Annotated in this window: 20 protein-coding genes and 1 riboswitch; of the genes, 11 read left to right on the forward strand and 9 right to left on the reverse strand. The window is 72.1% G+C overall.

Annotated elements, in window-relative coordinates; all coding sequences use genetic code 11:
• Nucleotides 1-185: 185 nt before the first annotated feature.
• The 6 genes from ADK86_RS18415 to ADK86_RS18435 all read left to right on the forward strand — a co-directional run bounded on the left by ADK86_RS18415 (nt 186) and on the right by ADK86_RS18435 (nt 4,369).
• Nucleotides 186-728, forward strand: a complete 543-nt coding sequence (locus ADK86_RS18415; protein WP_053697555.1) for an ATP-binding protein — start codon at nt 186-188, stop codon at nt 726-728.
• A gap of 515 nt (nt 729-1,243) precedes the next feature.
• Nucleotides 1,244-1,681, forward strand: coding sequence for a hypothetical protein (locus ADK86_RS18420; RefSeq protein WP_053697556.1), 438 nt, complete (start codon nt 1,244-1,246; stop codon nt 1,679-1,681).
• Between the two features lie 58 nt (nt 1,682-1,739).
• Entirely contained in the window at nt 1,740-2,543 is an 804-nt protein-coding gene (locus ADK86_RS18425) for a DsbA family protein (RefSeq protein WP_053697557.1), read from the forward strand.
• Nucleotides 2,540-3,370, forward strand: a complete 831-nt coding sequence (locus ADK86_RS18430) for a cytochrome c biogenesis CcdA family protein (protein WP_030373041.1) — start codon at nt 2,540-2,542, stop codon at nt 3,368-3,370. Before ADK86_RS18425 ends, ADK86_RS18430 begins: the two co-directional genes overlap by 4 nt.
• Nucleotides 3,371-3,505: 135 nt before the next feature.
• The gene (locus ADK86_RS43830) at nt 3,506-3,670 is read left to right on the forward strand and encodes a DUF5993 family protein (RefSeq protein WP_165417087.1); all 165 of its coding nucleotides are present in this window, start codon (nt 3,506-3,508) and stop codon (nt 3,668-3,670) included.
• Nucleotides 3,671-3,727: 57 nt separating this feature from the next.
• Entirely contained in the window at nt 3,728-4,369 is a 642-nt protein-coding gene (locus tag ADK86_RS18435) for a disulfide bond formation protein B (RefSeq protein ID WP_053697558.1), read from the forward strand.
• Between the two features lie 91 nt (nt 4,370-4,460).
• Here the strand turns inward: ADK86_RS18435 and ADK86_RS18440 are convergent, their stop codons facing one another.
• The 3 genes from ADK86_RS18440 to ADK86_RS18450 all read right to left on the reverse strand — a co-directional run bounded on the left by ADK86_RS18440 (nt 4,461) and on the right by ADK86_RS18450 (nt 6,518).
• The gene (locus ADK86_RS18440) at nt 4,461-4,808 is read right to left on the reverse strand and encodes a hypothetical protein (protein ID WP_032918449.1); all 348 of its coding nucleotides are present in this window, start codon (nt 4,806-4,808) and stop codon (nt 4,461-4,463) included.
• 267 nt (nt 4,809-5,075) lie between these two features.
• On the reverse strand, nt 5,076-5,906 hold the full coding sequence (nadE, locus tag ADK86_RS18445; protein WP_053697559.1) for an ammonia-dependent NAD(+) synthetase: 831 nt from the start codon (nt 5,904-5,906) through the stop codon (nt 5,076-5,078).
• Between the two features lie 57 nt (nt 5,907-5,963).
• Nucleotides 5,964-6,518 carry a GH25 family lysozyme gene (locus tag ADK86_RS18450; RefSeq protein WP_053697560.1) on the reverse strand — a complete coding sequence of 185 codons (555 nt, stop codon included), beginning with the start codon at nt 6,516-6,518 and terminating at the stop codon, nt 5,964-5,966.
• Between the two features lie 369 nt (nt 6,519-6,887).
• Here ADK86_RS18450 and ADK86_RS18455 point away from each other — a divergent pair, with 369 nt between their 5' ends.
• The 3 genes from ADK86_RS18455 to ADK86_RS18465 all read left to right on the forward strand — a co-directional run bounded on the left by ADK86_RS18455 (nt 6,888) and on the right by ADK86_RS18465 (nt 8,957).
• Complete coding sequence (locus tag ADK86_RS18455) at nt 6,888-7,637, forward strand: phosphatase PAP2 family protein (RefSeq protein WP_053697561.1); 750 nt, start codon at nt 6,888-6,890, stop codon at nt 7,635-7,637.
• Nucleotides 7,638-7,773: 136 nt separating this feature from the next.
• The gene (locus tag ADK86_RS18460; RefSeq protein ID WP_053697562.1) at nt 7,774-8,037 is read left to right on the forward strand and encodes a hypothetical protein; all 264 of its coding nucleotides are present in this window, start codon (nt 7,774-7,776) and stop codon (nt 8,035-8,037) included.
• A gap of 395 nt (nt 8,038-8,432) precedes the next feature.
• Complete coding sequence (locus ADK86_RS18465; RefSeq protein WP_078952101.1) at nt 8,433-8,957, forward strand: class I SAM-dependent methyltransferase; 525 nt, start codon at nt 8,433-8,435, stop codon at nt 8,955-8,957.
• 917 nt (nt 8,958-9,874) lie between these two features.
• Here the strand turns inward: ADK86_RS18465 and ADK86_RS18470 are convergent.
• The 5 genes from ADK86_RS18470 to gcvT form a co-directional block, all read right to left on the reverse strand.
• Nucleotides 9,875-11,257 carry an L-serine ammonia-lyase gene (locus ADK86_RS18470; protein ID WP_030592946.1) on the reverse strand — a complete coding sequence of 461 codons (1,383 nt, stop codon included), beginning with the start codon at nt 11,255-11,257 and terminating at the stop codon, nt 9,875-9,877.
• A gap of 122 nt (nt 11,258-11,379) precedes the next feature.
• Nucleotides 11,380-13,074: an APC family permease gene (locus ADK86_RS18475; protein ID WP_053697563.1), complete on the reverse strand. Its 1,695-nt coding sequence runs from the start codon at nt 13,072-13,074 to the stop codon at nt 11,380-11,382.
• A 358-nt stretch (nt 13,075-13,432) separates the two neighbouring features.
• Nucleotides 13,433-14,692: a serine hydroxymethyltransferase gene (gene glyA, locus ADK86_RS18480; RefSeq protein WP_053697564.1), complete on the reverse strand. Its 1,260-nt coding sequence runs from the start codon at nt 14,690-14,692 to the stop codon at nt 13,433-13,435.
• Between the two features lie 55 nt (nt 14,693-14,747).
• Complete coding sequence (gene gcvH, locus ADK86_RS18485) at nt 14,748-15,122, reverse strand: glycine cleavage system protein GcvH (RefSeq protein WP_003982867.1); 375 nt, start codon at nt 15,120-15,122, stop codon at nt 14,748-14,750.
• Between the two features lie 88 nt (nt 15,123-15,210).
• The gene (gene gcvT, locus ADK86_RS18490; RefSeq protein WP_053697565.1) at nt 15,211-16,338 is read right to left on the reverse strand and encodes a glycine cleavage system aminomethyltransferase GcvT; all 1,128 of its coding nucleotides are present in this window, start codon (nt 16,336-16,338) and stop codon (nt 15,211-15,213) included.
• Between the two features lie 141 nt (nt 16,339-16,479).
• Nucleotides 16,480-16,575: riboswitch (glycine riboswitch) on the reverse strand.
• Nucleotides 16,576-16,859: 284 nt separating this feature from the next.
• Between gcvT and ADK86_RS18495 the strand changes: the two genes are divergently transcribed.
• Nucleotides 16,860-17,600 carry an AAA family ATPase gene (locus tag ADK86_RS18495; protein WP_420718863.1) on the forward strand — a complete coding sequence of 247 codons (741 nt, stop codon included), beginning with the start codon at nt 16,860-16,862 and terminating at the stop codon, nt 17,598-17,600.
• Between the two features lie 163 nt (nt 17,601-17,763).
• Here ADK86_RS18495 and ADK86_RS18500 read toward each other — a convergent pair whose 3' ends face one another.
• The gene (locus ADK86_RS18500) at nt 17,764-18,612 is read right to left on the reverse strand and encodes a hypothetical protein (protein WP_053697567.1); all 849 of its coding nucleotides are present in this window, start codon (nt 18,610-18,612) and stop codon (nt 17,764-17,766) included.
• A gap of 194 nt (nt 18,613-18,806) precedes the next feature.
• Here ADK86_RS18500 and ADK86_RS18505 point away from each other — a divergent pair, with 194 nt between their 5' ends.
• On the forward strand, nt 18,807-19,595 hold the full coding sequence (locus ADK86_RS18505; protein ID WP_053697621.1) for an enhanced serine sensitivity protein SseB: 789 nt from the start codon (nt 18,807-18,809) through the stop codon (nt 19,593-19,595).
• Nucleotides 19,596-19,762: the final 167 nt, after the last annotated feature.

The following is a 19,762-nucleotide window of genomic DNA, read 5'->3' on the forward strand; positions in this document are numbered from 1 at the left end:
AGGGGCCCCGTCCGCTGCCCGTTGATCGGGTAGGCACATCAGAACACCGCAGGTCAGCCGGGTTTCGGCCGCACCATCACTGCCGTAGGCATATGCCTGAGCAGCGTGCCGGATGCAGTGATTCCGGGCAGGGTATTCCATCGGTTCCGCCCCCGTGACGCGGCGGTAACAGCCATGATGGGGGCATGGCGGGCCTCGAAGGAACGGAGCAGCCGCGGCCGCGGAGCGGCACGGCCGCCGCACGCTGGGGACTTTCCGGAGGTCTCCCGGGTGTGGGCGCGCAGGGTGGCCCGCCCGACGAGGAGGGCCTCGCCGCCAAGGCACTGGAGTTGGTGGGCGACCCCACACTGGAAGAGGTACGGATGCCCTCCCGCCCCGAATCCGCCCTCACCGCGCGCCGGCTGACCCATTCCGTGCTCCTCGGACGGTGGTCCCTGTCGCCCCAACTGACCGAGCACGCGGTCCTGTTGGTCTCCGAACTGGTCGGCAACGCCGTACGGCACACCGGCGCGCGCACCTTCGGGCTGCGGATCCTGCGCCGCCGTGGCTGGATCCGTATAGAGGTGCGCGACCCCTCCCGCGGCCTGCCCTGCCTGATGCCCGTCCACGAGATGGACATCAGCGGCCGGGGCCTCTTCCTCGTGGACAAGCTCTCCGACCGGTGGGGCGTGGATCTGCTGCCGCGCGGCAAGACGACCTGGTTCGAGATGCGCGTCCTCGACCGCTGAGCTTTCGATGGTGCGCGTCCTCGACCGCTGACCCGCCGTGCCGGCCCGTTCCGGGGCGCGCGGTACGCCCAAACGCGACTGGGGCCCGCCCGCGGCGTACGCGGGGAAGGCCCCAGTGTCGACCGCCGCCGGGCGAAAGGGGTGTACCCGCGGGGTCTGGACGACCTGGCCCGGGTCAATGGGGGGTCGCTGCACCGACTATGGCAGGCCGGTCGCGACCTTGCCAAAGGTGCATTACGGACAGAGTGCGCCGAAACAACATCAATTGTGGGGCGATCCAAGGTGAGCTACGACACCAGCCTTGCATTTAGCGGTTAGGTAATCGATTCCCTCGATGGTTATGCGGCCAAGATCGTGGACTATGCAACCAGTTCCCGGACGGGGCGGACGGTCGGTCGCGGACGGGCGGCCCGGCGATCCGTAGGATGGGCGGCTCACGCCGAGGACACCGCCGGAACGCCGGACGGGCGTCCTCCGATGGCGTCCGGACGAGGAAGCGAAAGGAGACCAGGGCCATGGAACGCGTACGCCGCTCGGCCGTCGCGACCCTGCTCCTTCTGCTCGCCGTCACCTTCGGACCGCTGCTGTGCCGGGTGGGCGGCGTCGAGGCCGTACCGACGGCGCGCGCCGCCGTGCCGCAGGCCGCAGTGGCGCAGGCGGAGACGGCGCAGACCGAGGCCGCGGAGACCCAGGAGGCGCACGCCGCCGACCGGACCGCGACCCACTACGCCATGGCCCAGGCGCCCAAGAAGTGCTCCGGGCAGCACGCCCCCAGCCAGAACGAGTCGGCCCCGGTGCCCACCCCCAATCGTGGTGAGCCGCTGACACCCGCTGCCACCGGCCCGGCGCCGCTCACGGCCCACGCGCCCGCCTGCTTCGCGCTCGCCCGCCCGCCCACCGGAACGGCACCCGCCACCGATCACACCGCGCTCCTGCCCGTACTGCGGATGTAGGCCGCTGCCGCACGCACCGGCCCGACCCTTCCCACCCCAGTACGTCTGGAGCACCAGCATGCCCACTTCCGCCTCACCCACCCGCAAGATCGCCGCCATCGGCGCCGTGGTCGCCCTGGTGGTGGCGCTCGTCGCCATCGGCATCGCCGTCGGCAAGGCCGTCGAAGGCGGCTCGGACCGCACCGCGGACACCCCCGGGGCCGCCGCCTCCGTCTCCCCCCAGCAGGACGACGACCAGCAGAAGCTGTACGACCAGCTCGCGCGGCAGACCAGCCGGCGCACGGACGGCGACCCGCTCGCCGTCGGAAAGAAGGACGCCCCGGTCGTCCTGGTCGAGTACGCCGACTACCAGTGCTCCTTCTGCGGGCGCTTCACCCGCGAGACCCAGCCCGAGCTGATCAAGAAGTTCGTGGACGACGGCACCCTGCGCATCGAGTTCCGCAACTTCACCATCTACGGAGCCGACTCGGAGCGGGCCGCCCGCGCCTCCTGGGCCGCCGGGCAGCAGGGCAAGTTCTGGCAGATGCACGACGAGCTGTACGCCAAGACCAACAAGGGCAGCGCGCTCGCCGAGGACAAGCTCGTCGAGATGGCCCGCAAGAGCGGGGTGGCCGACCTCGACACGTTCCGCGCCGACCTCGACAGCCCGGCCGCCGCTGCCGCCCTGAAGAAGGACCAGGAGGAGGGCTACCAGCTCGGCGTCCAGTCCACGCCGTCCTTCCTCGTCAACGGCCGCCCCGTCGCGGGGGCTCAGCCCACCGCCGTGTTCGAGCAGGCGATCAGCCAGGCGGCCGAGCAGGCCAGGAAGTCCGGCGGCGCGGGCAAGCAGGGGGCCGGCAAGGCGGAGGAGCCGGCGAAGTGACGGACATCGGCTACCTCGCCGCCTTCCTGGGCGGCGCCCTCGCCCTGCTCAGCCCGTGCAGCGCCCTGCTGCTGCCCGCGTTCTTCGCGTACTCCCTGTCCAATCCCGGCCGACTGCTGGCCCGTACCGGCGTGTTCTACCTGGGCCTGGCCACCACGCTGGTCCCGCTCGGCGCGGCCAGCACGGCCGCCAGCCGGCTCTTCAACGGCCACCGGGACCTGCTCGTCGCCATCGGCGGCTGGGTGGTGATCGCGATGGGCGTCGCCCAGATCCTCGGCCTCGGCTTCGCCTTCAAACGCGCCCAGCAGGCGGCCGCCCGGATCACCCCGCGCTCGGCCGTGTCCACGTTCCTGCTGGGCTGCGTCTACGGCCTCGCGGGCTTCTGCGCCGGGCCGATCCTGGGCGCGGTGCTGACGGTCACCGCGGTCAGCGGCTCGCCGGTCTACGGCGCCTCCATGCTCGCCGTGTACGCGCTGGGCATGGCGCTTCCGTTGTTCGTGCTCGCGCTGCTCTGGGACCGTTTCTCGCTGGGCAGCCGGGGCTGGCTGCGCGGCCGCGAATTCAGCGTCGGAAAGCTGCGGCTGCACACCACCTCTTTGCTCTCCGGCCTCTTCTTCATCGGAATCGGCGTCCTGTTCCTCACCTTCAACGGAACCAGCGCGCTGCCCGGAATCCTCGACCCGGACTCGGAGGTCCGTGTCGAGCAATGGGCCACCCGGATCGGGAATTCGGTACCGGATTTCGTCCTCGTCGCCCTGGTCGCGCTCGTCGTCGCGGCGGTGCTGGGCCGTATCGCGCTGCGCCCGGAGAAGAAGCGGGAGGACTGAGGCGTACGGTCCCGACGCGGCCGGGTGACCGGCGGCGCGTACGGGGCCATCCGGCGCAGAGGCGGTCCGGCATCCCACGCACCCCGCGGGATGTCGGACCGCCCGAACGCTTTCCGGGCGCTATTTTCACCGCCCATGGACACCCTCGTCTTCGCCGGCCTGCTGGTCGCGCTCCTGGCGGTCGTCGGCAACAAGGGCCGGGCCGTGGTGCTCGGATGGTGGTGGCTGATACTGGCCGCGACCCTCGCCCTGCTGGCCCATCACATCACCAGCAGTCTTGCGCTGACTCTGCATTACTGAGCCGGGGAATTCCGCCCCGCTTCTCGCCGCTTCCGACGCCCGGAGTTGCCGGTTTCCATGAACGCACCCACCTACGCCGAACTGGAACCGGGGCCGCCCGCCGTCGTGGCCCGCGGGCAGTACTGGTTCGCCTGCCTTTTCGTCATCGGCTGGACCGGCGTCGTCTGCGGCGGCCTCTTCTACCAGTTCGTACGGTGGGAATACCCCTGCCCGCTCTGCGTGATCCAGCGGATGTTCATGATGCTGGCCTTCCTGGGGCCCGCGTACATCGTCCGGCAGGGCCTGAACGGCACGGTCGCGCGCCGCGACTGCCTGATGGGCTGGGGCCTGGCCCTGGTCGGCTGCATCGCCGGGTCCTTCGCGGCATGGCGGCAGACCATGCTGCACATCCTGCCCGGCGACAAGGGCTACGGCAGCGAACTGCTCGGCCTGCACCTCTACGTCTGGGCGTGGGTGCTCTTCCAGGCGTCCGTGGTCGCCATCGGCGTCGTCATGGCCTTCGCGCACAGCACGGCGGCCGACCGCCAGGTGCCGGCGTCCGGTCCGTACCGGGCCGTCGGGCGGTTCGCCCTGGCCTTCGCGGCCCTGGTCGTCGCCGTGAACGTCGTCGCGGTCTTCCTCGAAGAGGGCTTCCACTGGTTCCTGCCGGACAACCCGATCCGCTACGAGTTCTTCTACGACCTCGACTTCCTGGGCTAGGGCGGGATCGGGGCAGGTCCAGGGCTGGTTCAGGGCGTGCGGGGGCGGCGCCGGGCACCGCCCCCGCATCGGCCGTACCGGCACGCCTCCGCTATGCGCTGCGCCGCAGGGCGTGCTCCTGCCGGTCCCAGTGGTAGGGCTGGTGCGGCTTGGCGTCCGCGCGGCGACGGCGGTCGTTGCACAGCAGGCACTTGCCGTACCCCGGAGGCAGCGGGTCCTCCGGGTCGCCGTACAGCGGGTCGACGGCGCCGTGCGGATGTATGGCGCAGCCGGTCGGGCCGGTCAGCGTGCTGAGCGAGCTGGCGGCGGTCAGCGCCTGCCGTAGGACGTCGACAAGCTGGTCGGCGTCCCGCCGGGTGGGCGCCGCCTGGAGGGAGGAGGCGATGTCGGATGCGGTCGTCAGCGCGGTCTGGAGTTCGCGCAGGTCTGCGTAACCCATGCTCCGGAGCGTAGGGGTACCCACTGACAGTCGATCTTCCGATCGCATTTCACGGCTTCGCATGCCCCATCCATGCCCGCCTCCGGCCACGAATGCGCACACCTTTGGCGACCATCCCCTTGCCGGAGCATGACAGACGTCACATCCGGACCGGACGTCACGCCTGGACCGGACGACACACCCGGACCGGACACAAAGACGGTGTGGGCCGCTCGGCGGAGCGGCCCACACCGTACGGGAGATGGCCGGGGTCGCGGCCGGAGCCGCTCAGGGAGCGATCGGCAGCTCGCGCTTGTGCGCCGTGGCGTGGTAGCGGCGGACGATCGCCTCGTACGTCTTCTCGCCGACCGGCTTGCCCTCCAGGAAGTCGTCGATCTGGTCGTACGTGACGCCGAGGGCCTCCTCGTCCGGCTTGCCCGGGTCCAGCGTCTCCAGGTCGGCGGTCGGCACCTTCCAGACCAGCGCGGCCGGGGCGCCCAGCGCCTCCGCGACGGCCCGGACCCGGCGCTTGGTCAGGCCGGTGAGCGGCACCACGTCCGCCGCGCCGTCGCCGTACTTGGTGAAGAAGCCGGAGACCGCCTCGGCCGCGTGGTCGGTGCCGACGACCAGGCCGTCCTGCGCGCCCGCGACCGCGTACTGCGCGATCATCCGCTGCCGCGCCTTGATGTTGCCCTGAACGAAGTCCTGGTGACGCTCGTCACGGAAGGTGATCCCGCCGGCCAGCGCCGCCTCCAGCGCGGCGTCGCTGGCCGGGCGGATGTCGACGGTCAGCAGCCGGTCGGCCTTGATGAACTCCAGCGCGAGCTGCGCGTCGTGCTCGTCGGCCTGGACGCCGTACGGCAGCCGCATCGCGTAGAACGTCGCCTCGTGCCCGGCGGCACGGGCCCGCTCCACCGCCAGCTGGCACAGCCGGCCGGCGGTGGTGGAGTCCACGCCGCCGCTGATGCCCAGGACCAGCGCGCGCAGGCCCGTGGTCGTCAGCCGCTCCGCGAGGAACGCCACCCGGCGTTCGATCTCCGCCTGGACGTCGAACGACGCGGACACCTGGAGGTCGCGGGCGATCTCCTGCTGCTGGGAGGTGGACGCCGGGTCGGTCACGGCTGCTCCTTCGGGCGAGGCGCGGTGCGCGCGGTGCTGGTGCGGACACCCAAGACTCTATGACGGAGCGGCCCACGTCTTCAGGGCGGCCCGGTCCTGGAAGTCGGCGACGTCCTTGTCCAGCGGCCGGCTCGTGTACTGGTGGAAGAGCCAGTCCGCCTTGATGCGCGGGTGCCCGGCCGAGACGTAGTCGGCGATCCACAGGCCGTCGCCGGCGTAGGACGTCGTGTCGTGGTTGAGCCAGAAGTCGCGGTTGCAGTAGAGGAGCACCCGGTGCGTGGGCCGCAGCCGCTTGACCTCTTTGAGGAACTGGTCCTTCTGCGCGTTGCTCGCGTAGGTGCCGCCGCCGGTGCGCTCCCAGTCCGCCGCCAGCAGGTCCCCTTCCACGGACGCGCACTTCTCGACGAAGTACTTGGCCTGGTCCGCGATGTTGCCCGGCCACAGGAAGTGGTAGAAGCCCACCACGCAGCCCGCCTTGCGGGCCTTGGCCGCCTGCGCCTCCTGGTGCGGGTTGATGTACGACCGGCCCTCCGTCGCCTTGATGATGACGAAGTCCAGACCGGTCGCCGAATACGAGGGGTTGTGCGAGCTGACGTCGACGCCGTGCAGCATGAGCGGCCTCCTGCCCGACCGAAAACGATCGATTACGATGCGTCACCTGGTGTTATCAGCAGTTCAGCATGTCCACGGCATTCCGCGCCAGGGGTTTGAAGCGAATTTCCGCTGATCAACGCGTTGTTGGTGCCGCCAAGGCCGCCCGTGACATTCTTCGATCAATGGTGACCGACTGTCATAACGGTAGTGATACATAGGTGTAGAAGCGCCGAATACGGGGGAGGGGCGACGCGGTCCGGCCAAGCGGGCGAAAGGGACCGGCCAGAGAACCGCCCGGGTTCGGCCAGACCGCCCACCGGCATGTTTCAGCCGCCCGCGCCCCGTCACCGGAAGCGCGCCCTCCCCGGTCCTTGACAGACTCATCGGATGAAGCACGTCGCACGCCCCGCCGAGGACGACCCCGCCGGCCCGCGCCCCCTGCCGACCGCCTCGGAACGGCCCGGCGTCTCCCGCCCCCTCCTCGTCTCCGCCGCCTGCGTCCTGCTCCTGGCCGCCACCGCCGCACTCCTCGCGGTGCACGACTGGGCCCCGCTCGGCCCGGAGCGGGCCGCCCACGCCTGGTCGGTGGCCCACCGCCCGGACGTGGCGGGCACGGCCGCTGCCGCGGTGACGGCCACCGGCTCCGGGCCCGTCCCGTACGCACTGGCTCTGCTCGCGGGCGTACTGGCCGGCCGGGACGCGCGCGAGCGGCTGCGCGCCGCCGCCACGGCCCTCGCCGTCCTCCTCCTGGGCCAAGCGGTCCGCTACGCCCTGATGGAACTCATCGCCCGCCCGCGCCCGTACGAGGCGGACTGGGCCGCCCGGGCCACCGGCCACTCCTTCCCCTCCGGCCACTCCACGACGTCCGTCCTGGTGGCCGGCCTCCTCGCCTGGGCCATGCTGGCCCGCCTCCACGGCGCCGCCGCCCGCCGCCTGGCCTGCGCCCTGCTCGCGGTCTGGGCCGTCACGGTCGGCGCCACCCGCGTCTACCTGGGCGTGCACTGGCCCGGCGACGTCCTCGCGGGCTGGCTCCTGGCCACGGCCTGGCTCTCCTGCACCCTGCACCTCGTGAGGCGAGGCACCCTGCCATTCCCACCCGCCTCCCCTCCCTCGGCCGCCCCCGAAGCCACACATTGACCCTTGAACGACCCACGGCCTCCCCACGTCTTCACCAAGCCGGGCATGGACCGGTGCGGGCGCGAGCAACACCCCCGTGAACTCCGGTCATCCGGTGGTGCCGGCGTGTGCACCGCCCGCACGAGGGAGGCCCTCCATGGAACGCCGGCACGACCACACCCCGCCCCGCTGCCCCGCCGCACCGCCCGCCGACCCGACCCCGTGCCAGGGCCCGCACGACGCGGTGACGATCGTCGACCGGCACGGCCACGAAGCCGCGGGCTGCGTCCACCACTGCGCCCGCCTGCTGGCCGGCCTGGAGGGCGCCCGCGTCCACCCGTTCGCCCCCGCGATCAGCGCCATGGACGTCTACCTGCGCGCCCGCGAACTCCCGCCGTTCGCCTGGGAGATAGGCAAGTAAACGATCTTGTCAGTGGCGGGCCCTAGGCTACGCCCATGACCAATCCGAACGGGGGCCCGAAAGCCGGAACCGCCCCACCCGGCGGGGGGCCGGGAGCTGAACCTGCCGCACATGGCGGGGCACCGGGAGCTGCGCGCTCCCTGCCCAGCAGGGGGCCGGAAGTCGAAGCCACCCCACCCGGCGGGGGACCGGGAGTCGAGCTCACCCCACCCGGCGAAGGACCGAAATCCGGAACTGCCCCACCCGGCGGGGGACCGGCAGCCGGAACCACCCCACCCAACACGGGCCCGAAAGCCGAACTCGCGTCACCCCCACCCCCACCAGCCGCCCAGCCGTACTACGCCCAGCACGCGACCGACCTGGCCGACCGGTACGAAAGCCTCGCCTTCGAAACCGTGCACCGGGGCTTCCTCCCCCTGCTGCCCCCATCCCCGGCCCGCATCGCCGACATCGGCGCGGGCACCGGCCGCGACGCCGCAGCGCTGGCCGCCCGGGGCCACACCGTCCTGGCCGTCGAGCCCGTCCCCGAACTACGCGCCCTGGCCCGCAGCCTGCACCCGTCCCCCTCGATCCACTGGCTGTCGGACGCCCTCCCCGACCTGCCCCGCCTCGACGGCGAAGCGGGCCGCCTCGACGCGATCCTCCTCTCCGCCGTCTGGATGCACCTGCCGGAACCGTCTCGCCCACCGGCCATGCGCCGCCTTCACGACCTCCTGGCCCCCGGCGGCCGCCTCTTCCTCACCTTGCGCCACGGCCCACCTCCCGAGGACCGGCAGATGTACGACATCCCCGCCCACGAAACGGTCGCCCTCGCCGCACAACATGGCCTCCGCCCCCTCCAGCACGCGAAGGACATCGACCACCTGGCCCGCGACCACGTGCACTGGAGCACCCTCACCTTCGAGAAGGACCACCCGTGACCACCGACGACTTCTACGCCACCGATCCGTCGGCCCGCGCTTCCTGGCAAAGAACTGACCCGCCTCGCCCGCCGCAACGAGGCGATCATGCGCTCGCCGGTGCCCCTCCGTACGACCCTGCGCCTGACACTGAAGAACGCGATGCCCGGCCGGCGAATATCCGACTGGCGCTCGTTCCTGCGGGAGGTGGGGAAGGTCTGCGCGTAAGGGCTGGGCGCGGCACGATGCATGTCTCGTTGGAGAGCAAGGGGCGGGCCTCCGTGCTCTCCCGGCCGAGGTGAAGGGGCCGGAACCGATCGTGGTCCGCCGGGTGGAGGTCGCCGACTCGGGTGTGGTCCCGGCCGACTGCCACACGTTGGGGACCGGTGTGCGGGGGATTGGGATGGTCCGAGGGTGCCTTCGGCCGTGAGGCGCGGACAGGAGGTGGCAGCATGCGCCCGGTCCGTGCTGTGGGAGCGCGGTGCATCGGCGAGGACGGTGACCGCGTCGTAGCCCTTGGGGCTACGAGGGAGACTGTCGCGCGGTGCAGACCTGCTGGCCGTGGCGCATTCCGTCGGCTATGTGGTGGGCGCGTCGAAGACCGCCGACGAGCAGAGGCCGGCAGGTCGAAGCTCGGCCCCTGCCGGTGACGGCGAGAGCGGGACCGCTGTTGTACTGCAGGCCGGGGCAGTCACGCCCCGAGCCGCCAACGCGTCCGCACGCCACGGCCTCCCGTGGATCCGGGGCCTCCCGGACCCCGCAGACCTCCGTACACGCTGCCGTCCGACGGCCTGGACACCATCGTTACCGGACCGCTCATCCGCCCGAGCACCGCCACCAAGGAGGCAGGCCGGCCGCGCGATACGCGTACCCCCGTGGGCGCCGCTCGCCCACGACCGGTCGGCGCCCCTCCCCGGAACTCCGAGCCCGCAGGGCTCTCAGCACTCGATGATGTTCACAGCCAGCCCGCCCCGAGCCGTCTCCTTGTACTTCACGCTCATGTCCGCGCCCGTGTCCTTCATCGTCTTGATGACCTTGTCGAGGGAGACGTGGTGGCGGCCGTCGCCGCGCAGGGACATGCGGGCGGCGGTGACGGCCTTGACGGCGGCCATGCCGTTGCGTTCGATGCAGGGGATCTGGACGAGGCCGCCCACCGGGTCGCAGGTCAGGCCGAGGTTGTGCTCCATGCCGATCTCGGCGGCGTTCTCGACCTGCTCGGGGGTGCCGCCGAGGACCTCGGCGAGGCCGCCGGCGGCCATGGAGCAGGCCGAGCCGACCTCGCCCTGGCAGCCGACCTCGGCGCCGGAGATGGAGGCGTTCTCCTTGAAGAGCATGCCGATGGCGGAGGCGGCCAGCAGGAAGCGGATCACGCCTTCCTCGTCGGCGCCGGGGACGAAGTTGATGTAGTAGTGCAGGACGGCGGGGATGATGCCGGCGGCGCCGTTGGTGGGGGCGGTGACGACCCGGCCGCCGGCCGCGTTCTCCTCGTTGACGGCCATGGCGTAGAGGGTGGTCCACTCCATCGCGTGGGCCTCGGGGCTGCCCTCGGCGCGCAGCGCGCGGGCGCCGTTGGCGGCGCGGCGGCGGACCTTCAGGCCGCCGGGCAGGATGCCCTCGCGGGACATGCCGCGGGACACGCACGACTGCATGACCTGCCAGATCTCCAGGAGACCGGCGCGGATCTCGTCCTCCGTGCGCCATGCCTTCTCGTTCTCCAGCATGAGGGAGGAGATGGACAGGCCGGTCTCGCGGGAGAGGCGCAGCAGTTCGTCGCCGGTGCGGAAGGGGTACTTCAGGACCGTGTCGTCGAGCTTGATGCGGTCCTCGCCGACGGCGTCCTCGTCCACCACGAAGCCGCCGCCGACGGAGTAGTAAGTCTTTTCCAGCAGGGGCGCGCCGGCCGCGTCGTACGCGAACAGGGTCATGCCGTTGGCGTGGTACGGCAGGGAGCGGCGGCGGTGCAGGATCAGCTCGGTCGACTCGTCGAAGTCGATCTCGTGGTCGCTGCCTATCTCCGCGCCGAGCAGCCGCAGCCGGCCGCTCTTGCGGATCCGCTCGACCTCGTCGTCGGCCGTCTCCACATCGACGGTGCGCGGGGAGTGCCCCTCCAGGCCGAGCAGGACGGCCTTGGGGGTGCCGTGGCCGTGGCCGGTGGCGCCGAGCGAGCCGAAGAGCTCGGCCCGTACCGCCGTCGTCTGCGCGAGCAGGCCGTCCTTCTTGAGGCGCCCGACGAACATGCGGGCGGCGCGCATCGGGCCGACCGTGTGGGAGCTGGACGGGCCGATGCCGATGGAGAAGAGGTCGAAGACGGAGATGGCCACGGTGGCGGACTCCCTTGTCTGCTCGTGGTGGACGGTGGAGCAAGTAGAGATAAGGGGCGGACGAAACGGAAGGTACGTTTCTGCGCCGACTGTCGAGCCTAACCCGGACGGCGGACAGACTCTCAGACGGAGGCCGTCGGACGGCTGTCCTCCGGGGCAACTACGGAAGACGCAGGGGAGGCGGTCCGGCCGTCGAGCACCGGTCCGGAACCGGCCGGGCCGTCGGGTTCCGGCCCGGAACTCGTCAGGCCCACCCGGTGGGCGTGCACCCCGGCCCGTACGGCCCAGAAGTAGAAGGCGACGGCGGAGAGCGCCACCAGCGCGATGTCCACGCCGCCGGGCAGCACGCCGTGGCCGCCGAAGTCCCGGCTGCCCAGCGCGGACAGTACGGACATCCAGGCCAGGAAGCCGACGAGCCACCACGCGGGCGCGAACTGCCGGCGCAGCCCGGTCACGCCGCGGCGCCGCAGCACCACCGCCGCCACCGGCGCGGCCACCACGGTCAGCAGCGCGACCTTGCCGGTGTCCGGCCACTTCGACCAGTACAGCGCGCAGGCCGCGAAGGCGAAGGTCAGCGGGGCGAGAACGCCCGCCGCCGGCAGCCGGAACGGGCGCGGCAGGTCCGGCCGGGTGCGGCGGAAGACGCCCACCGCGATCGGGCCGATGAGATACGAGATGACCATGGCGGCCGAGATCACACTGGCCAGCGCGTGCCAGCTGTGGCCGACGGTGACCAGCAGCAGCACCGAGAAGCCGAGGTTCAGCCACATCGCGGGGCGGGCGGTCCCGTACCGGGGGTGCACGGTGGCCAGCTTCCGGGGGAAGAAGCCGGTCTCGGCGAGGTTCTGGACCATGTACGCGGCCGACGCGACGTTGGCGATGTTGGAGCCGGCCGGCGAGATGAAGGCGCCGAACTGGAGCAGCGTGACGACCCAGTGCAGCATCAGGACCTTGGCCAGGTCGGCGAAGGGCGAGCTGAAGTCCACGCCGTGCCAGCCGCCGCCCTGCGCCAGCTGCTCCGGCGGTACGGCGCCGAGGAACGCGGTCTGGAGGGCGAGGTAGATCACCAGGCCCAGCGTGAGCGCGCCGACCAGCGCGACGGGGATCGCCCGGCCGGGGTTCTTGGCGGCCCCGCCGAGGTTGATCACGGCCTGGAAGCCGTTGAAGGCGAAGACCACGCCGCAGGTGGTCACGGCGGTCAGCACGGCCGGCCAGCCGTACGGGGCGAAGCCGCCGTGCGCGGTGAAGTTCGAGGTGTGGAAGCCGGAGGCGATCAGCGCGGCGACCGCGATGACCGGGATGGCGAACTTCACCAGGGTCAGCACGGTGTTCGCGCGGGCCAGCAGCTGGACCGACCAGTAGCAGGTCAGCCACAGCGCGAAGGTCAGCAGCAGCGCCACGCCCATGCCCGTGGCCGTCAGGTGTCCGTTGGCCGGGTCGACCAGGTCACGGGCCCACGCGTAGCTCCAGGACGCCATGTACTGGGTGGCGGCGATGGACTCGATGGGGATCAGCGAGGCGGTCGCGATCCACACCGCCCAGCCGGTGAGGAAGCCGAGCACGGGCCCGTGCGAGAGGTGGCCGTAGCGGGCCATGCCGCCGGGAATCGGGTACGCGGAGCCGACCTCCGCGTAGCACATCGCGATCATGCCGATGAAGACCGCGCCGATGACCCAGGCCACCAGCGCCGCGGGCCCGGCCACCTGGGCGGCCGCGCCGGCCCCGAAGAGCCACCCGGAGCCGAAGATCGAGCCGATGCCGATCATGATGAGGGCGAAGAGGCCCATCCCCGTGCGGTTGCCCGCGGTCATGTCCATTGCCGTGCGTGTTCCGTCCTGCTGTGGCGCAAAGGGCCCGGCTGCCGATGTGCGAAGGGCCCGGCCCTGCTGTGGTGCGAAGGGCCCCGCGCCATTGAGGGGCCGGTCTCAGCCTATGTGGCGCGAAATCACCGTAAGGGGGACGGAAAAGCCGTACGCCCGGGATCAACGCCCCAGGACGTACGGCCTGTTCACCCCGTGGACACCGGCTCGGCGGCTCCCCGCGGGGTGTACTTCATGAAACACGTCACACAGCCGCGTACCGCAGCCGCATCACACAGCTACGTACCGCAGCCGTGCCACACGGCCGCGGCGGACGCGCCACGGAGGCGCCCCGCCGCGCACCGCATGACGTGTGTCACAGCGACGGGTACAGCGGGTGCTTCGCCGCCAGCGTGGTCACCCGGGCCTTGAGCGCCTCGGCGTCGTACGACGGCTTCAGCGCCTCGGCGATGATGTCGGCGACCTCGCGGAAGTCCTCCGCCTGGAAGCCGCGGGTGGCCAGCGCCGGGGTGCCGATCCGCAGGCCCGAGGTGACCATCGGGGGGCGCGGGTCGTTCGGCACGGCGTTGCGGTTGACCGTGATGCCGACCTCGTGGAGGCGGTCCTCGGCCTGCTGGCCGTCCAGCTCGCTGTCGCGCAGGTCCACCAGGACCAGGTGCACATCGGTGCCGCCGGACAGCACCGAGACGCCCGCCTCGGTCACGTCGGACTGCGTCAGGCGCTCGGCGAGAATGCGGGCGCCGTCCAGCGTGCGCTGCTGGCGCTCCTTGAACTCCTCGCTCGCCGCGACCTTGAAGGACACCGCCTTCGCCGCGATCACGTGCTCCAGCGGGCCGCCCTGCTGACCCGGGAAGACCGCCGAGTTGATCTTCTTGGCGAGCTCCTGGGTGGACAGGATCACACCGCCGCGCGGACCGCCGAGGGTCTTGTGCGTGGTGGTGGTCACGACGTGGGCGTGCGGCACGGGGTTCGGGTGCAGCCCGGCCGCGACCAGGCCGGCGAAGTGCGCCATGTCGACCATCAGGTACGCGCCGACCTCGTCGGCGATCCGGCGGAACGCCGCGAAGTCCAGCCGGCGCGGGTACGCCGACCAGCCGGCCACGATCAGCTGCGGACGGGTCTCCTTGGCCAGCCGCTCGACCTCGGCCATGTCGACCTGGCCGCTCTCGGCGTCCACGTGGTAGGGCACCACGTTGTAGAGCTTGCCGGAGAAGTTGATCTTCATGCCGTGGGTCAGGTGCCCGCCGTGCGCGAGGTTCAGACCCATGATCGTGTCGCCCGGCTTGAGCAGCGCGAACATCGCGGCGGCGTTGGCCTGCGCGCCGGAGTGCGGCTGCACGTTGGCGGCCTCGGCGCCGAAGAGCGCCTTGATGCGGTCGATGGCGATCCGCTCGACGACGTCGACGTGCTCGCAGCCGCCGTAGTAGCGGCGGCCCGGGTAGCCCTCGGCGTACTTGTTGGTGAGGACCGAGCCCTGGGCCTCCATGACGGCGGCCGGGGCGAAGTTCTCCGACGCGATCATTTCGAGGGTGGACTGCTGACGGTGGAGCTCGGCGTCGACGGCGGCGGCGATGTCCGGGTCGAGCTCGTGGAGGGAGCTGTTCAGAAGCGACATGACTCTTCCTGGGGTTCGCGGGGCGCACGGCCCCGCCAGGCGGCGGGTGGGCGGGTCAGCCGGTGAAGGCGGTGTACTCGTCGGCCGAGAGCAGGTCGTCCGGCTCGCCGCTGACCTTCACCTTGAACAGCCAGCCGCCCTCGAAGGGGGCGGTGTTCACCAGCGAGGGGTCGGTGACGACGTCCTCGTTGATCTCCGTGACCTCGCCGTCGACGGGGGAGTAGAGATCGCTGACGGACTTGGTCGACTCCAGCTCACCGCAGGTCTCGCCCGCCGTGACCGTGGCACCGACCTCAGGGAGCTGCACGAAGACGACGTCGCCGAGCGCGTTGGCGGCGTGCTCGGTGATGCCGATCGTCGAGACGCCCTCCTCGGCGGCCGACAGCCACTCGTGCTCCTTGCTGTAGCGCAGCTGCTGGGGGTTGTTCATGTCTTGATTCTCCTGGATGCGGTGGCGTGCTCGGTGCAGGGGTCTTGACAGATGAGACGGAGGCCCGACTGAGACGGGGGTACGCCCGTCACTTCTGGCGCTTGTAGAAGGGCAGCGCCACGACCTCGTACGGCTCATGGGTGCCACGGATGTCCACCGCCACACCGGCGGTGCCGGGCGCGGCGTGCGCGGCGTCCACGTACGCCATGGCGACGGGCTTGCCCAGGGTGGGGGAGGGCGCGCCGGAGGTGACCGCGCCGATCACGGAGCCGTCCGGGCCCACGACCGGGTACCCGGCGCGCGGCACGCGGCGGCCCTCGGCGATCAGCCCGACCAGCTTGCGCGGCGGGCTGGCCTCGGCCCGGTCCCGGGCCGCCTCCAGCGCGGCGCGGCCCACGAAGTCGCCGCCGTTCGTCGTCTTCTCGAACTTCACGACCCGGCCCAGGCCCGCGTCGAACGGGGTGGTGTCCGTGGTCAGCTCGTGCCCGTACAGCGGCATGCCCGCCTCCAGGCGCAGGGTGTCCCGGCAGGACAGGCCGCAGGGCACCAGGCCCGCGTCCTTGCCGGCGGTGGTCAGCGCCTCCCAGAGGGCGGGCGCGTCGGCCGGGCGGACGAACAGCTCGAAGCCGTCCTCGCCGGTGTAGCCCGTACGGGCGATCAGCGCCTGCACGCCCGCGACGGTGCCGGGCAGCCCGGCGTAGTACTTCAGGCCGTCCAGGTCGGCGTCGGTCAACGACTTCAGGATGCCGGGGGACTCCGGGCCCTGGACGGCGAGCAGCGCGTACGCGTCCCGGTCGTCGCGCACCTCGGCGTCGAAGCCGTCCGCCCGCTCGGTGAGGGCGTCCAGGACGACCTGGGCGTTGGCGGCGTTGGCGACGACCATGTACTCCGTCTCGGCCAGGCGGTAGACGATCAGGTCGTCCAGGATGCCGCCCTCGGCATTGCAGATCATGGTGTAGCGGGCGCGGCCGACGGCCACCCCGCCGATGTTGCCGACCAGCGCGAAGTCCAGCAGGTCGGCGGCGCGCGGTCCGGAGACGGTGATCTCGCCCATGTGGGAGAGGTCGAAGAGACCGGCGCGGGTCCGCACGGCGACGTGCTCGTCACGCTCGCTGCCGTAGCGCAGCGGCATGTCCCAGCCGGCGAAGTCGGTCATGGTCGCGCCGAGGGCGCGATGGATGGCGTCCAGCGCGGTCCGGCGGGGGGCTTGCGTCATGGTGATGGCTCCCGGGCATGGGTGACAGGACGGTCTCCCCATCTGTCATCGGAACCTGAGAGGTTCACCGGAAGGCCCTCGCCGGCCCCGGTTTGCACCTTGGGTGGAGCCACACCACGGCGGCCCGCTTTTCAGATCTGCCTCGCCCGCGCGGTATCGGGGCCTGAGAGATTCAAGGGAGGACTTGCTCCTTCGGCGCCCCGCCGTGGCGGCCGGGGACTCTCCCGCGCGGATTCAAGCGGCCGGTATGCAGTTGGCTGAGCGTGGCACCCGTACGGCGACGCGCGCGCCGAGGCGCGGTCCCGCACTGGGCGCGCACATCATCGCACGGGATCGCCGGATACAGGAGCCCTGGTCGCACCGGTGTTCGCGGGGGCGTCACGGCAGTGTCCCGGGACCGTACTGATCGTGGGATTCTCTTGAAGCGCATTACCTTTTCTTGACACTCTGCGGGTAAGGGGCTGCGTCCCGGCCGGGGACGAACCACAGTCCCTCGGGGGACGACACCGGACCAGGAGGGGATCACGGTGCACAGGCAGGCCGCACTCGCGACAAGTACGGGAGGCGTGCCCCCGGGCTGTGTGCCGGAAGCGACGGGAGTGGTCCCGGGGTCCCGGCGGCTGCCGCTCGGGGTGGTACGGCCCGGCCGGGCGCGGGGCGCGGCGGTGGAGGTCGTCGACCTCAGGGACGGGCACGCTCCGTGCGAGGTGGCCGAGCTGCACTTCGCGGCGGGCGACGTCGTGGTGGTCTCCGGCCTGCCGGGCAGCGGCAAGAGCACGCTCATGCTCCGGGTGGTGCCCGCCGCCGACGAGCAGGGCGCCGCCGTGCACCGCGTCGACTCCCAGGACGTACGGGAGCGCTGGGAAAGCGGCAGGCTGCGCCGGCTGCCGTACGCGCTCTACCGGCCGCTGGTCCGCGCCTCCCACTACCTCGGGCTGCGGCGGGCCCTGCGCTCCGGCGGCAGCGTGGTGGTGCACGACTGCGGCACGCTCGCGTGGGTACGCCGCTGGCTCGCGCGCGAGGCCCGGCGGGGCGGGCGCGGGCTGCACCTGATGCTGCTGGATGTGCCGCCCGAGGTCGCGCTCTCCGGGCAGCGCTCGCGCGGGCGCGGTGTCTCCGGCTACGCCTTCGCCCGGCACCGGCGCGCAGTGCGCCGCCTGGCCGCCCGCGCCCGCGCGGCCCGGCTCCCCGCGGGCTTCACCTCGGCCGTCCTGCTGGACCGCCCGGCGGCGGGCGCCCTGCGCCGGATCGGCTTCGAGTGAGCGCCGTGCCGAATTTCTGACGGTGCGCCCGATTTCTGAAGGCGCGCACGGCCTACGCCTGACGGGCCGTACGGAACCTTCCGTACGGCCCGTCAGGACCGGTCCTAGCTGTGGCGTATCTCCCGCATCTGCGCCTCCTCCGGACGCTGGTTGCCGGGCCGATTCAGAGACCCAGGGCCTTGATGAGCACCGTAGGCAGCGTCAGCACCGAGTTGAGCAGCGAGCCGGCGCCCTGCTGCTGGGGGGCCTCCGCGGGCTGCTGCCGAGGCGCTTCCGCGGCGGGCTGCTGCGCGTCGGCCGGCTGCTGCTGCGTGTCGGCGGGACGCTGCTCCCCGTCGGCGGGCTGCTGCTTCGGTGCCTGGGCGGCGGGCGGCTGCGGGTCGCTGGTCGGCGCCTTCGGCTGGGCGGCGGGCTGCTCGTCCGTCTCGTACTCGTCGGCCGGCTGCCGGCCCGACGGCTGGGGGACCGGCCGGTTGGCGGGCTGCGCGGCGGGCCCGTCGGCCGGCTGCTGCCGCAGGTCGCCGACCACCTTGTCCACGCCCAGGATCTTGAAGATGTCCACGACCGACCTGGAGACCGACTCGGTCAGCTGCCCGGTCCTGCTCGCGGGGTCGGTGGGCTCCTCCGCCGACGGGGCCCGACGGCCGGTCAGCTCGTCGAGCTTCACCCGCAGATCCTGCGACACCAGCCCGAGCCGCACGGTGTCGGCGGACGTCGCACGGTCGGAGTCCTCGTTCAGGAGCTCCGCCAGCCGCTGGGCGTCGGCCAGGACCGAGTCCAGCCGGGTCCGCGCGGCCCTGACCTGCACGGAGTGGCCGCGGGCCTCGGCGGACTTCTCGGCCAGCTCGGTCGAGGCGTCCGCCAGCCGGCCGATGTCGTCGACGATGACGCTCTGGTTGCGCTCGTGGGACTTGGGGCCGTCCGACGCGCTCGCTGGGGCCGTGGCGCCGAGCGCGAGGGCGCCGGCGGCGGCCGCGCTGACGAGGGCGGGGACGGTCCGGTGCGTTGCCATCAGGAGACATGCCTTTCTGTAGGAACGGCAGGGCAAGATCACCCTGGAGCCACCTTCGGAGCGGTGTGCACGGTCCGCAACCGCTCGCGCGCGTTCGGTGGTCATCCGGACGCATCAGGCCGCCGCCCGCCTGGTGGCGTTAGGGTCTTCGACCGAGTAAGGCGCGGTGCGCGGTACGAAGCGGGTGGGTGGACATGGACTTTCCGGAGCAGGGCATACCGCAGCTGGGGTGGCCCGCCAACGAACTGGAGGAGGTGCTCGCCGCCTCGGTGGGCGCGCCCGGCGCGGGCGCCCGCATCGTCGAGGTGCTGGGGCGCAGCCGGATATGGGTGCCGCTGCCCAAGGGCGGCGGCCCGGAGAGCGCCGGGATGGGCCGGGCGGGCCTGGACCTGCCCACCGTCGAGATCGGCTCGGCCGCCTATGTACCGGTCTTCAGCTCCGAGCAGGAGTTCATGAGGGTGGCCGGGCCGAACCTGTCCTACACCGTCGCGCCGGCCGCCGAGTTCGCGCGCGGGCTGCCCCCGCTGATGGGCATCGCGGTCAACCCGGAGGGCACCGTCGGCGTGCCGCTGCCGCCGGACGCGGTGGCCGAACTGTGCCGCACCGACCGCCTCGAACACCCCGGCGCGCCCAGCGGCGCCCGGGTCCGGCTGTTCGAGCCGGACTGGCAGGAGGAGCCGGTGGACTTCCTGGCCGCGGCCGGGCTGGAGTTCTCGGCTGCGGGCTTCGTCGTCACCGCCCGCCGCGCGCTGGCCAGCGTCGAGGGGGACGCGCCCGCGCTGTTCGTCGGCGTCCAGGTGGACGCCGCGGCCGTCGCGCCGCACGATCCGGCCGTACGGGACGCCGTGACCGGGGCGCTCGGCCGGGCCCTCGGCGGGACACCGCTGACGTGGCCCGTGCAACTGGTCATGCTGGACCTCGCGCAGGGCGATCCGGTCGCCGACTGGATGCTGGAGCGGGTCCGCCCCTTCTACTCGCGATAGCACGCGTAGCGGCCGTGTCCGCGCCGCGGGCGGCCCGTCCGCCGCCCGCCCCGGCCGGGCCGTGTCCGGCGGACGCAAGCGGCGTGTGCTGATCCGACCGGCGTCCGGACGCAGGCTCTAAGCTGTTGGTGCAACCGGCAGGCGTACCCCACGTGCCTGCCGACAGA

Source organism: Streptomyces sp. NRRL F-5755, from assembly GCF_001279365.1.
GTDB classification, from domain to species: Bacteria; Actinomycetota; Actinomycetes; order Streptomycetales; family Streptomycetaceae; genus Streptomyces; species Streptomyces rimosus.